Consider the following 12546-nt stretch of genomic DNA (forward strand, 5'->3'; position numbering starts at 1 on the left):
AGGTCAAATTTGTCGAGAGACTCTTGTGGTGTTTTGCCGAGATTTGCGGTGCCGCCCATAAAAAAACCCAGCACCGCGAGGCGCTGGGTTTTGGAGGGATGCGCTACCGGATCAGCAGTCCGCGTAGTCGTCCAACACCGCGCCCTTGCTGGCGCTGGAGGCGTTGAACGCAAACTTGGCTTGCACGCCGCGCGTGTAGCGCGGCTTGGGCGGTGTCCAGCCTTCGCGGCGCTTGGTCAGTTCGGCTTCGGGCACGTTGAGTTCCAGCACCAACTTGTGCGCATCGATGGTGATGGAGTCGCCCTCGCGCACGAAGGCGATGTTGCCGCCGGCGGCCGCCTCAGGCGCCACGTGGCCGACCACCATGCCCCAGGTGCCGCCGGAGAAACGGCCGTCGGTGATCAGGCCCACGCTTTCGCCCAAACCAGCGCCGATCAGCGCGCCGGTGGGGGCCAACATTTCAGGCATGCCGGGGCCGCCCTTGGGGCCCAGGTAGCGCAGCACCATCACGTCGCCCGCCACGATCTTGCCGGCCAAGATGGCGGCCAGGGCGGATTGCTCGTCGTCAAACACGCGCGCAGGGCCCGTGATCACGGGGTTCTTCAAGCCGGTGATCTTGGCCACGGCGCCTTCGGGCGACAGGTTGCCCTTCAAAATCGCCAAGTGGCCTTCGGCGTACATCGGCTTGTCGATGTTGCGGATGACTTCCTGGTTGGGTGGCACGTCCGGCACGTCTTTCAGCACTTCGGCAATCGTCTGGCCGCTGATGGTGATGCAGTCGCCATGCAGCAGGCCAGCTTTCAGCAGCACCTTCATGACTTGCGGAATGCCGCCGGCCTGGTGCAGGTCCACCGCCAGGAAACGGCCGCTGGGCTTCAGGTCGCACAGCACGGGCACCTTCTTGCGCATGCGCTCGAAGTCGTCAATGGTCCACTCCACACCAGCGGCGTGGGCAATGGCCAGGAAGTGCAGCACGGCGTTGGTTGAGCCGCCGGTGGCCATGATCACGGCCACGGCGTTTTCAATCGACTTCTTGGTGACGATGTCGCGTGGCTTCAAGTCTTTCTTGATGGCCTCGATAAGCACCTTGGCCGATTCCTTGGCCGAGTTTTGCTTCTCGTCATGCGGGTTCGCCATGGTGGACGAGTAGGGCAGACTCATGCCCAACGCTTCAAAGGCGCTCGACATGGTATTGGCCGTGTACATGCCGCCGCACGAGCCGGTGCCAGGAATGGCGCGCTTCTCGATCTCTACCAGGTCTTCGTCGCTCATGTTGCCGGCGGCGTTTTGGCCCACGGCTTCAAACACGCTGACGATGTTTAGGTCTTGGCCCTTGTACTTGCCGGGCAGAATGGTGCCGCCGTACACATAGATGGCCGGCACGTTGGCACGCAGCATGCCCATCATGCCACCAGGCATGTTCTTGTCGCAGCCGCCGACCACCAGCACGCCGTCCATCCATTGGCCGCCGACGCAGGTCTCAATACAGTCGGAGATCACTTCACGGCTCACCAGCGAATACTTCATGCCTTCGGTGCCCATCGCCATGCCGTCGGAGATGGTGGGCGTGCCAAACACCTGGGCGTTGCCACCGGCTTCTTCAATGCCGGCAATCGCGGCATCGGCCAGCTTTTGCAGGCCAGAGTTGCAAGGGGTGATGGTGCTGTGACCGTTGGCCACGCCGACCATGGGCTTCTTGAAGTCGCTCTCTTCATAGCCCATGGCGTAGTACATGGAGCGGTTGGGCGCGCGGCTTTTGCCTTCGGTGATGTTGGCGCTGCGGCGGTTGATCTGGATGGTCTTGGTTTCCATGTCTAGCTTTCGTGGGGATGATTTTTTAACCGGCCGGCATCTCTGCGCCAGGTTTTTGGCAGACCGAAGTATGCGCCGAGTCAAAATAGGTTTCCAATCTATTTTTCATGGCTTATTAATTCATTTGGCGTATGAAAGAAACCACCCCTTGGATTGAGCTACGCCTGTGGCGCCAGTTCGCCACGCTGGCTGAAGAATTGCACTTTGGCCGCGCCGCAGAGCGCTTGCATATGACACAGCCGCCACTGACGCAGGCCATTGCCCAATTGGAACGCTTGTTGGAAGTGCGCCTGTTTGACCGCACCAAACGTAGCGTGCAGCCCACAGCAGCGGCGCGCGCGCTGTTGCCTGAGGTGCTGGAGCTGCTGGCGCGCGCGCAGATGCTGCCGGTGCATGCGCGCGCGGCGGCGGCGGGGGAGCTGGGGCGGCTGCGCTTGGCGTTTGTCTCCACTGTGGGTTTTGCTCAGTTGCCGCAGTGGTTGCGCGGCTTTCGCGAGCGTTACCCGCAAGTGCGCGTGGAGCTGACCGAGGCCACGGGCGACGTGCAGTTGCAGGCCTTCGCGCGCGGTGAGATCGATGCGGGTTTCATGTTGCACGCCAGCGGCTTTGCGCCCGAGGGTTTGGCGCGCAGCTTGATAGCGCAGGAGCCCTTGGTCTTGGCGCTGCCGGAGCAGCATCCGCTGGCACAGGTGGCCGTGCTCGAGCTGGAGGCCGTGTTGAGCGAGCCGCTGGTGATCTTTCCGCGCTACATCGTGCCGTCGTTGTTCGATGCGATTTTTGCGCTGTACCACGCCGCCGGGCGCTCGCCGCAGGTGGCGCAAGAAGCCATCCAGATGCAGACCATCGTGAACCTGGTGTCGGCGGGCTTGGGCGTGGCCTGGGTGCCGGCCAGCGTGCGGCAGTTTCAACGCCCGGGGGTGGTGTACCGCGCGCTGGACGGCGAGGTTCGCAAAGGGCGCAAGAAGATCGGCGGTTTGGCCGCGCCGGGTTGTGAAACCAGTTTGGTCTGGCCAGAGGCCAACGCCAGCCCTTCGCTTGCGCGGTTTATTGAATTTGTGGCGCAGCAATTGACGTCTTCGGCCAGCACCGCATTGGCCTGATTTCTCTTTGAAATGTGCTGCGGCATTGGTGTCAAAACGCGCGCGACCACATTCTTAGACTGAAAGCTCATTTATTTTGAGCAGGAAATCAGACATGTCCGCACGCACACTCCAAGGCAAAGTTGCCATCATCGCCGGTGGTGGCAAGAATCTCGGCGCGTTGATCGCCCACCAATTTGTGGATGCTGGCGCCGCCGGTATCGCGGTGCATTACAACAGCGCCTCGTCCAAAGCTGAAGCAGACAAAACCGTGGCCGAACTCGAAGCCAAGGGCGCCAAGGCTTTCGCCTTTCAGGGCGATCTGGCCATCGTGGAGAACAACACCAAGCTGTTCGATGAAACCGTGAAGCGCCTGGGCGGCGTGGATGTGGCCATCAACACAGCCGGCGTGGTCATCAAGAAGCCAATTTTGCAAGTGACCGAAGCCGACTACGAAAAGAGCTTTGACGCCAACTCGAAGGCCGCGTTCTTCTTCATGCAGCAAGCCGGCCGCACCATGAACGAGGGCGGCAGCATCGTCACCATCGTCAGCTCGCTGCTCGCCGCCTACACCGACGGTTACGCCATCTACCCCGGCAGCAAGGCGCCGGTGGAACACTACACGCGCGCGGCATCGAAGGAGTTTGGCGCACGCGGTATTTCGGTCAACGCCGTGGGTCCGGGCCCCATGGACACGCCATTCTTTTATGGCCAGGAGTCCAAGGAGTCGACGGCCTACCACTCAACGGCTGCAGCGCTGTCTGGCTACTCGCACAAGGGTTTGACCGACATCGAAGACATCGCGCCCTTGATCCGCTTCCTAGTGACCGAAGGCTGGTGGATCACCGGTCAGACGATTTTTGCCAACGGTGGCTATACCACCCGCTAACACGCTGTTGACGAAAAAAAGCCCCGTGTTGTAGAACACAGGGCTTTTGCGAAATGAGAGAAACGGGGGCGCTTAAGCTGGTGTTCCCATCTGCGATTGCAGATAGTTTTGCAGGCCAACCATCTGGATCAAGCGCAGTTGCTTCTCGAGCCAGTAGGTGTGGTCTTCTTCGGTATCGCGCAGTTGGGCCAGCAGCACGTCACGGCTCACGAAGTCGCCCACGCTTTCGCACAAGGCCATACCGTCGCGCAGCGCTTTACGCACGGCGTATTCGGTGTCCAAGTCTTTTTGCAGCATCTCGGGCACGGTAAAACCGGGCGTGAAGTCCTTCGGGCGCATGTCGGGCTTGCCACCGAGGAACAAGATGCGGCGCAGCAGCGCATCGGCGTGCTGGGTTTCTTCTTGCATCTCGTGGTCGATGCGCGTGTACAGGGCGGCCATGCCCAGATCTTCGTAAATGCGCGAATGGGCGAAGTATTGGTCGCGCGCGGCGAGTTCGCCGCGCAGCAGATCAATAAAGTAGTCAACGACTTGTGGGTTGCCTTGCATGGTGTGCCGTTCTTATGTTTTTGGATTGCCCGCGAGTATCGGTCAGACGCTCGATTTCGTCGCGTTGTGTAGCCAATACCCCCGCATACCCGGTATGCGTGCGTATGGGTATGGAAGCTGCAATCAGTTGCATTTGCATTGGGGCGTAAATCGCTTGAAAGTAAGGCCCTGGGCACAATACCGGCCGTGCATGGCCTCACCCCAGGTCGCCGCGCCGTCAGCATCAACAAATTGAGGGAAAAACAATGAACATGCTTCACAACTTTGCCAACAGGCCTCTGCGGCAGCGGGTGTGCCTATGACGCACTACGCTGCACCTTCCGGCCAGACGCTGCACCGGGCCTCGCGTGTCTTGCGGGTGCGCGACGGACATGAAGCCAAGGTCACCTACGAAGAGTTGTTTTTCGACCTGGTCTATGTGTTTGCGGTCACGCAGTTGTCGCACTACTTGTTGGGCAACCTTAGCTTGCTAGGTGCGGCTCAGACGCTGTTGTTGTGGTTCGCCGTTTGGTTGGGCTGGCAATACACCGGCTGGGTCACCAATTGGTTCGACCCGCGCACCCGCCCGGTGCGTTTGATGCTGTTTGGCATCATGGGTTTGGGGCTGGTGCTCGCGGCTTCTCTGCCGGGGGCGTTTGCCGACCGGGGCCTGGGTTTTGCGTTGAGCTACATCGGCATTCAGCTTGGGCGCTCGGTGTATGTATTGTGGATGCTCGGGCCGTCACATGCGCTGACCCCCAACTTTCGCCGCATCACGGGGTGGACGGCTATTTCTGCAGCGTTTTGGCTCATCGGCGCTTTTGCGGAGGGCCCCGCACGCATGGGTTGGTGGGCGTTGGCGGTGGTGGCCGAGTACGTATCCCCGATGATCGGTTTTCGTTTGCCGGGTTTGGGCGCCTCGCGCTCGTCAGATTGGACCATTGAGGGCGGCCACTTGGCCGAGCGTTGCCAGTTGTTTGTGATCGTGGCGTTGGGCGAGTCGGTGCTGCTGATCGGCGCCACATTTGCTTCCACACCGCATCTGGACCTGATGACGGTGTTGGCCGTGGTCTTCAACTTTATCGGCAGCTTGTCGATGTGGTGGCTGTACTTTGACACCAGCAGCCATGACGGCAGCCACGTCATCGCGCACTCAGACGACCCGGGGCGCATTGGCGCCTATTTCCACTATGTCCACGTGATCTTGATTGCCGGCATCATCGTGGCGGCAGTGGGTAACGAGTTGGTCATCGCTCACCCCCACGGGCACATGACACTGGTGCACGCCATCGTGTTGGTGGGCTCGCCTCTGATCTACCTGCTGGGCAATGCGCTGTACAAGCGGGTGGTGTATGGCCGTTTTCCCAAGTCGCATCTATTGGGTGTCGGCTTGCTGGTGCTGCTCTGCGCGGTGTCGCCTTGGACGGATCTGTTGTGGCTCAGCGCCCTGACCACGGTGGTGGTGCTAATCGTCGCAGCCATGGACAGCGCTGCCAGCCGCCGTGCCAAGTTGGCCCATGCTGGCGCCATTTGAGCGCTGAACAGGCTCATTGCCTGGCGGATGGCGGGTCTATCGCGCCACGTCAGGCGATGACGACTTATTCGGCGGGCACAATAAGGGCATGCTGACCTATCCCCATTTCGACCCCATTGCCCTGCAGATCGGGCCCATTGCCGTCCATTGGTATGGGCTGACTTATCTTGCCGCCTTCGGCTTGTTCATGTTGCTCGGCAACTTGCGGCTGCGCCATCAACCCTTTGCTTCCATCACCGGGCCAGGCGCCTGGTCGCGCAAAGACGTGGAGGACATCTTGTTCCTCGGCGTGATGGGTGTGGTCGCCGGTGGACGGCTGGGCTACTGCCTGTTTTACAAGCCCGAGTACTACCTGTCGCATCCGTTGGAAATCTTCTATGTGTGGCAGGGCGGCATGAGTTTTCATGGCGGTTTTTTGGGTGTGATTGCCGCCATGCTGTGGTTTGCGCATTCGCGTCACAAGCCGTTCTGGCAGGTCATGGACTTTGTGGCCCCATGCGTACCAACAGGTTTGGCTGCCGGGCGGGTCGGCAACTTCATCAACGGGGAGTTGTGGGGGCGATTTGCCAACCCTGATCTGCCTTGGGGCATGGTGTTCCCGCAGAGTGGCTCCATGCTGCCGCGCCATCCATCGCAGATCTATCAGTTTCTGCTGGAAGGATTGCTACTGTTTGTGATCTTGTGGCTGTACGCCCGCAAGGATCGGCCCGAGCGCCGCGTGGCGGCCGTGTTCTCGATCGGTTATGGCTTGATGCGTTTCATCGCCGAGTATTTCCGTCAGCCTGACGACTTCCTGGGCTTGCTGGCCTTCAACATGAGCATGGGCCAGTGGCTTTGCGTGCCGATGGTGTTGTTTGGCGTGTGGCTTTACGCCAGTGCCAAACCGCGTCAACCCTGAAAGGGCCGCGCATGCGAGCGTGTAACGCTCCAGCTTCGGTCGTCACAAATTAACGCACTCTATGGCCCCACCTCGGGGCCATAATTTTTGGCCGGTGGTCATCTGGAACCAAGCTCGCCATCGGCAGCGCAGCCTGGGTGGACACGCCCGGCGTTGATGTCCCCTTCGGACGTTTTTCCGTGATGCCCGCCTCGATACTTCCCGAGCCAACCGCAACCAAAGGACGCCCGTCTTGGCGGGCGTTTTTGCGTCTGGCTTCGGTTGAACGCATATGGTCGGACGCGGAGCGCGAGGGCACCGGCCCTCTTTGGCTTCGTTGGCGCACGGTACTTTTGCTGTGGCTCATGGTCGCGCTGTTGCTGCAGGCGAATTTCATCGGTGTGAACATTCCCACCATTGGCCATGAAGCCACCACGCTGCCTTTGCATTTGCAGGCGGGGCTGCTGTTGTCCATTGCGCTCATCTACCGCGACCGTCGCATTGTGGCAGCCTGCTTTTTGCTGAGCTTTCTGCCTTGGTACGCGCGTCACTACTATCACTTCACCATGCCGGTCAATGGTGCGCTACCGGGTTTTCTTTTACTCACACTCAGCATTCCACAGGTTTGGCTTTGCGCGCGATGGATGGGGCCGTTGCGCCAGCGCGGAGGACTGGCTGTGGCCGACGTCCTGCGTCTGGGCTGGGTTGGTCTGGTGCTGTTCCCGGCTGGCGCGGTGCTCACAGGCCTTGCGCTGGTGGGCGTCTTCGGCCCAGAGGTTTGGGCCAACCCCGAGATGATTGCGCGGCATGCCCTCGGTCGTGCATTTGGCGTGCTGATCATTACCTTTCCGCTAGTGGTGGCCTGGAGTGAGCGACACAACCCGAATCCGCTGTGCCCTCGGCGCGCCGACGGGGTCAAGCTCGTGTGGATGGTGTTGGCCGGTTGCCTGTTCTTGGCCTTGAAAAACACGTTGCTCAGCGGTGAGGATGGAGGGCACTTGGAGCTTCACCTCAGTTCGCTTGAAACTGTTGTCATCCTGGTGTTGTTGCTGGGTTGGTGTGCCTTGTGCCTGCCGCCAGCCTGGGCGGTGAGTATTGCCTCGGTTTTGATGCTCATTGTGTTTGCCTTTGCGCGTGTGCATTACGCTGAAATTGGCTGGGGCAACTTTTTCAGCCTGAGCATGATCGTCTATGAGTTGGCTGCGCTCCAACTGGCCTTTATCTGCCTGGTGGTCCTCACGAGAGATGCCCGTTTGGTGCGACTGCGGCGAGAACCCAGCCTGAAGGCGATCCGCGTCAATGCGGACGGCATGAAATCCAGGGAGGGGGAACTCGCTTCTCGATTTAGCCAAGCTGATGACTCAAGCGAGTGGGCGCGCTCCGAATCGGCTCAACTCGACCCTGCCGAAGTGTTGACATGCCTACGTGGTGGCCGCTTGGAGCTGTATTTTCAAAGTATCCATAGCTTGCTTCCCATGTTACCGGCCGGCCATGGCATTTCGGGAGAGATTCTCTGCCGTATGCGCACTGCCGATGGCCGTGTGCTCATGCCCGCCACTTTCACCCCGCTGTTGGAGAAGGCTGGTCGCGGTGCCGAATTGGACCTGGCCGTGGTCGACGCGGTGGTTCACATGCTGCAGCAGCACAAGGCTGTGTCAAAGCATTTTCGCCGCCTTAGTTTGAACCTCTCAGGGCAAGGCTTGGCATCGCGCAGTTTCCACACACAACTATGGCGTACCTTGGCGCAATCGCCCATCCCGCTGTCGTGCTTCTGCTTCGAGATCACCGAAACCGCTGCCATTCATAACGCCGATGCTGCGCGCGACCTGCTGCAGCGCTTGCGTGCAGAAGGATGCCTGGTGGCGATCGACGACTTTGGGACCGGCCTGCAGACCTTCGAGCGGCTGAAGGAGTTTCCGGTCGACGTCATCAAGATTGACGGCTCGTTTGTGCGCGGCGTGGCCGAGCGTGGCAACGACTACGCGTTGGTACATGCCTGCGTGAGCATCGCCAAAGCCTTTGGCGCTCAAACCGTTGCCGAGTATGTGGACAGCCCGTCTACCCTAGAGGTGCTGCGCGAGTTGGGTGTGGACTGGGGACAGGGCTATCTGTTCAGCGAACCGCAGCCTTTCGCAGAGGTTTTGCGGTAAGCCCGGCCGAGTAGGTCATGGCACGGTGGATGTAAGGCTTGACGCCATGAGGCGTTGTCCCACAACGTGAGCCGAAGATCGCCCCTTGGTACCGGTGTGTCGATCTCTACGATGGCATGCATTGTTTGCGATGACCCGCGAGCCCAACCGTTAGAGCCGTAACCGTATCGTTTTATGACCTCTACCCTGCAAAAAATAGGCAACACCATTGCCGCGGAATTTTCCGATCTGCCAGATATTGAACAAGCCACCCGTGTCATGGTGCGGTTGTTGCTGGCGGCGTTGCTGGGGGGCTTGTTGGGTATCGAGCGCGAGTCGCACGGAAAGGCAGCCGGCGTGCGCACCCACATGCTGGTGGCCATGGGCGCGGCGTTGTTTGTGTTGGTGTCGCAGCAAGCGGGCATGCTGGAGGCAGACATTAGCCGTGTAGTGCAGGGCGTGGTGGCCGGCGTTGGCTTTCTTGGCGCGGGCGCCATCCTCAAGCTGGACGGTGAAGAAAAGGTCAAGGGCCTGACCACCGCCGCTGGCATCTGGCTCACCGCCGCGATCGGTGTGGCCGCCGGCATGGGGCGCGAGGCCACCGCAGTGCTCAGCACTTTGCTGGCATTGGCGGTATTTGCCTTGGTGCCGAAGGTGGTGTCGCTGATGGAAAAGAAGGGCGGAGAAGACGCGTGAGGCGCTTTAGGCGCATGCTGGGACTTACTCAGCGTACCCTTAACTCATCTCTTTGGTCGTCACCGAGAAAACAGCATTAACGAGGCGGCGCCCGGAGCTTGGTTGGTTTTCGGCGCGTTTGCGGCTTTTCAATGTTGTCCGAAGCATATTCGGATGAAGTCGTTTTGGGCTTCGGAGGATCAATAGGCGTTGAGCTTAGTGCGAGTGCACGAATATCCGCAAACATTTGCGTCCACTGCTCGGCGGGGATGGACATGAAACCAAAGTGACGGAGAAAAAAGGCACCATGAATGGCAAGAAAAACGAGCCGCATGTTGCTCTCCACGCCGCCGCTGGTCTCCATGTTGTGCAGTCGGTCTGCATAACGCTTATGCAGATCCTCGCGGTAGATCGGTGTCTTTGCCATCGCAGCAAAAACGCCTGCAGCCGTTACGCCAGCGGGTTCGTCTACTTGCGCAATGAAGTCAAGATAAGAAAGCACCCAGTTTTCTTCTGCGTCGGTTTTTTGAAGGACTGGCATTAGTCGCGCATCTACGGACTGTTGGCAGTAATCGAAGACTTCTTTGATGATTTGTTCTTTGGTGCCAAAGGTGGCTTGAACGCCACCTTTTGAGATGCCTGCGGCTTTAGCGACGCCGTCGATGGTCAGTGCGCTGACGCCACCATTCGAAACGATGGAGGCCACCACATCTAAAAGCTTGTCTCGGTCTAAGGTTTTTTTTCTACCCATGGCAAGAGTGTCATACTTTTAAAGTACGATCGTATTTAATTACATTTTGTAAATTTCAAGCGCCTCATTCGCAAAATTCGAATGCCGCAAAAAAGTGAATCGTTGAGCATCCTTTTCATCTCGTTTTTAGAGGCACGACGTGAGAGCAGAGATAGTTTCGATATTCGATCGTTGTAGCCCTCGAGGCTCCATTACTGGCGCAGGCATCGGGTCTTCGTCCCTATGCAGACGTTCCCGCAAGGACGCTTGTGTTCAATGAGTTGCCGTGTGTCCAAGATTGTAGATGGGAACGATTTTTATTGCGCTTTTTGCACGGGCAAACAGGTCTGCTGCTGTCGCGCATGTAGCAAGGAAAGCTGTGACTTCTAGGTCACCTGCAAGCTTTTTCTTTTGTCGTTTCTGTTTGGGTTTTGAGTTGACACGGGCTCGCAAGGGATATCCGTGTTGCCATCAAAGATAGCTATCGATGCGTTATGCGGGGAAATAGCCTGCGTCTGACTTTTTTAATCAATATCAAGAAGGATGTGCAATGGAATGGTTGCGTAATTTGAAGGTGGGTTCAAAGCTAGTCGGAGCCTTCTTATTGGTTTCCGGCATCGGAGCCTTGATCGGGCTGAGTGGTATCTTGAAGGCCGGTCAAATCAACGACCTCGCGCAATTGATGTATGAGCGTGAAATCGCCGGCTTGTCTCACGCCTCAGAAGCCAATATCCAATTGATTGTTGCCAGCCGGGCCGTGCGCAGTGCCGTGCTGGCCACGACGGAGGCTGAGCGGCAGCGTCATGTTCAAAATGTCCAACTGGGTCTGAAAGCTGCTCGCGAGGAGCTGGAAAAGACGGGGCAATTTTTCGCCACTGACGAAGGCCGAGCCATGGTGCGCGAAACGATGGGTGTTCTGCAGGCTTACGACGCGGGTATCCAGAGCGTGTTGGAGCTTCTCAAGCAGGATGCACTTTTCGACACTCGACTCACGGTAGAGCGAATGAACGAGTTTCGTGCGGTAGCCGACAAGGCCGACGACCTTCTTGGACAACTCGTAGATCGCAAGCGAGACAACGCCAAGAGCTTAAACGACGAGACAGATTCGATTTACAGCCAAATCCGCGTTCTGTTGATCAGCCTTACTTTTGGCGGCGTGTTTCTCGGTGTGTTGATCGGGGTGTTTTTGACGCGAAGCCTGACGCGCCAGTTGGGCGGCGAGCCGACTGACGTTGCGCGCGCGGCAGGGGAGATTGCCAATGGCAATCTGACAGCTCCCATCGATGGGTCGCGCGCGAAAGAGGGCAGCGTTGTCGCCGCGATGAAGATGATGCAGGAATCTTTGCGCGACGTGGTGAGCACCGTTCGTGTGAGTAGCGAGAACATCGCGACGGGTGCCGGACAAATTGCCGCAGGTAATGCTGATCTCTCTCAGCGCACAGAGGAGCAAGCCAGCAACTTGGAGGAAACGGCCGCGTCAATGGAAGAATTGACCAGTACGGTTCAAAGCAATGCAGAAACTGCACAACAAGCTGCGGCCCTCGCCCGATCGGCAAGCACTGCTGCCCAAGAGGGCGGTCAAGTGGTTGAGAATGTGGTATCCATGATGGGCGCGATTAATACGTCCTCCCAAAAAATCGCAGACATCATTGGGGTCATTGATGGCATTGCCTTTCAAACCAATATCCTGGCGTTGAATGCGGCTGTTGAAGCCGCTCGAGCAGGGGAACAAGGGCGGGGGTTTGCGGTTGTCGCCAGTGAAGTGCGTAACCTCGCCAAGCGCAGCGCCGACGCTGCTAAAGAAATCAAGGCACTGATCAACGACAGTGTCGAGAACGTTGCCCACGGTAGCCAACTTGTCAATACTGCCGGAGAGGCCATGGTTGGCATCGTCGCGCAGGTGCATCGTGTGTCTGAGTTGATCAACGAAATCACGGCGGCCACTGGCGAGCAAACCCTTGGCATCAGTCAGATCAGCGATGCAGTAAATCAGTTGGATCAGGTGACACAACAAAATGCTGCGTTGGTGGAAGAGTCTGCATCGGCCGCAGATAGTCTGAATCAACAAGTGAAACAGCTTGTACGGGCCGTAGCTGTCTTCAAAATTGAAAATGGAGTTGAGCCCGTGGCGCTGCCACCTGTCGCCGTGGCCACCACAGCTACCGCAACTTCAGGAATACGCTTGCAGGAGGCGCGAGAAAAAAGAGTCCAGGCGAAGCCTCTTTCACGAACGAAAGGCGATGCCCAGATCGCTTGGAAACAGTTTTGAATTCAGCCTAGAGATGCGCGAACG

At 58.6% G+C, this 12546-nt stretch carries 10 protein-coding genes; 7 read left to right on the forward strand and 3 right to left on the reverse strand.

What is annotated here, in order from left to right:
• Window positions 1–111: 111 nt before the first annotated feature.
• Entirely contained in the window at window positions 112–1812 is a 1701-nt protein-coding gene (ilvD, locus tag ACPWMG_RS09380; RefSeq protein ID WP_483304370.1) for a dihydroxy-acid dehydratase, read from the reverse strand.
• Between the two features lie 131 nt (window positions 1813–1943).
• On the opposite strand from ilvD, the gene ACPWMG_RS09385 reads away from it, so the two are divergent.
• Together ACPWMG_RS09385 and ACPWMG_RS09390 are read left to right on the forward strand one after the other, a co-directional pair.
• Window positions 1944–2912, forward strand: a complete 969-nt coding sequence (locus ACPWMG_RS09385) for a LysR family transcriptional regulator (protein WP_483304371.1) — start codon at window positions 1944–1946, stop codon at window positions 2910–2912.
• A gap of 94 nt (window positions 2913–3006) precedes the next feature.
• On the forward strand, window positions 3007–3780 hold the full coding sequence (locus ACPWMG_RS09390; RefSeq protein WP_483304372.1) for an SDR family oxidoreductase: 774 nt from the start codon (window positions 3007–3009) through the stop codon (window positions 3778–3780).
• Between the two features lie 72 nt (window positions 3781–3852).
• Here the strand turns inward: ACPWMG_RS09390 and bfr are convergent, their stop codons facing one another.
• Complete coding sequence (gene bfr / locus ACPWMG_RS09395) at window positions 3853–4329, reverse strand: bacterioferritin (protein WP_483304373.1); 477 nt, start codon at window positions 4327–4329, stop codon at window positions 3853–3855.
• A 298-nt stretch (window positions 4330–4627) separates the two neighbouring features.
• Between bfr and ACPWMG_RS09400 the strand changes: the two genes are divergently transcribed.
• From ACPWMG_RS09400 to ACPWMG_RS09415, 4 genes are all read left to right on the forward strand, one after another.
• Window positions 4628–5842, forward strand: coding sequence for a low temperature requirement protein A (locus tag ACPWMG_RS09400; RefSeq protein ID WP_483304374.1), 1215 nt, complete (start codon window positions 4628–4630; stop codon window positions 5840–5842).
• An 88-nt stretch (window positions 5843–5930) separates the two neighbouring features.
• Window positions 5931–6740, forward strand: a complete 810-nt coding sequence (gene lgt / locus ACPWMG_RS09405) for a prolipoprotein diacylglyceryl transferase (RefSeq protein ID WP_483304375.1) — start codon at window positions 5931–5933, stop codon at window positions 6738–6740.
• Window positions 6741–7084: 344 nt separating this feature from the next.
• On the forward strand, window positions 7085–8869 hold the full coding sequence (locus tag ACPWMG_RS09410; RefSeq protein WP_483304376.1) for an EAL domain-containing protein: 1785 nt from the start codon (window positions 7085–7087) through the stop codon (window positions 8867–8869).
• A gap of 174 nt (window positions 8870–9043) precedes the next feature.
• Complete coding sequence (locus ACPWMG_RS09415) at window positions 9044–9544, forward strand: MgtC/SapB family protein (RefSeq protein WP_483304377.1); 501 nt, start codon at window positions 9044–9046, stop codon at window positions 9542–9544.
• Window positions 9545–9620: 76 nt separating this feature from the next.
• Here ACPWMG_RS09415 and ACPWMG_RS09420 read toward each other — a convergent pair whose 3' ends face one another.
• Window positions 9621–10274 (reverse strand): TetR/AcrR family transcriptional regulator, encoded by a 654-nt coding sequence (locus tag ACPWMG_RS09420; protein ID WP_483304378.1) that lies wholly within the window; start codon window positions 10272–10274, stop codon window positions 9621–9623.
• Between the two features lie 529 nt (window positions 10275–10803).
• Between ACPWMG_RS09420 and ACPWMG_RS09425 the strand changes: the two genes are divergently transcribed.
• On the forward strand, window positions 10804–12522 hold the full coding sequence (locus ACPWMG_RS09425) for a methyl-accepting chemotaxis protein (RefSeq protein ID WP_483304379.1): 1719 nt from the start codon (window positions 10804–10806) through the stop codon (window positions 12520–12522).
• Window positions 12523–12546 lie beyond the last annotated feature (24 nt).

Origin of the sequence: Hydrophilobacter chitinilyticus (assembly GCF_049860745.1) — a bacterium.
Lineage (GTDB): Bacteria > Pseudomonadota > Gammaproteobacteria > Burkholderiales > Burkholderiaceae_C > Rhodoferax_B.

Coding starts and splice junctions, on each gene's coding strand:
- ACPWMG_RS09425 (WP_483304379.1), top strand. CDS start 10,804: ATGGAATGGTTGCGTAATTTGAAGGTGGGTTCAAAGCTAGTCGGAGCC.
- ACPWMG_RS09415 (WP_483304377.1), top strand. CDS start 9,044: ATGACCTCTACCCTGCAAAAAATAGGCAACACCATTGCCGCGGAATTT.
- ACPWMG_RS09420 (WP_483304378.1), bottom strand. CDS start 10,274: ATGGGTAGAAAAAAAACCTTAGACCGAGACAAGCTTTTAGATGTGGTG.
- ACPWMG_RS09385 (WP_483304371.1), top strand. CDS start 1,944: ATGAAAGAAACCACCCCTTGGATTGAGCTACGCCTGTGGCGCCAGTTC.
- ilvD (WP_483304370.1), bottom strand. CDS start 1,812: ATGGAAACCAAGACCATCCAGATCAACCGCCGCAGCGCCAACATCACC.
- lgt (WP_483304375.1), top strand. CDS start 5,931: ATGCTGACCTATCCCCATTTCGACCCCATTGCCCTGCAGATCGGGCCC.
- ACPWMG_RS09390 (WP_483304372.1), top strand. CDS start 3,007: ATGTCCGCACGCACACTCCAAGGCAAAGTTGCCATCATCGCCGGTGGT.
- ACPWMG_RS09400 (WP_483304374.1), top strand. CDS start 4,628: ATGACGCACTACGCTGCACCTTCCGGCCAGACGCTGCACCGGGCCTCG.
- ACPWMG_RS09410 (WP_483304376.1), top strand. CDS start 7,085: ATGGTCGCGCTGTTGCTGCAGGCGAATTTCATCGGTGTGAACATTCCC.
- bfr (WP_483304373.1), bottom strand. CDS start 4,329: ATGCAAGGCAACCCACAAGTCGTTGACTACTTTATTGATCTGCTGCGC.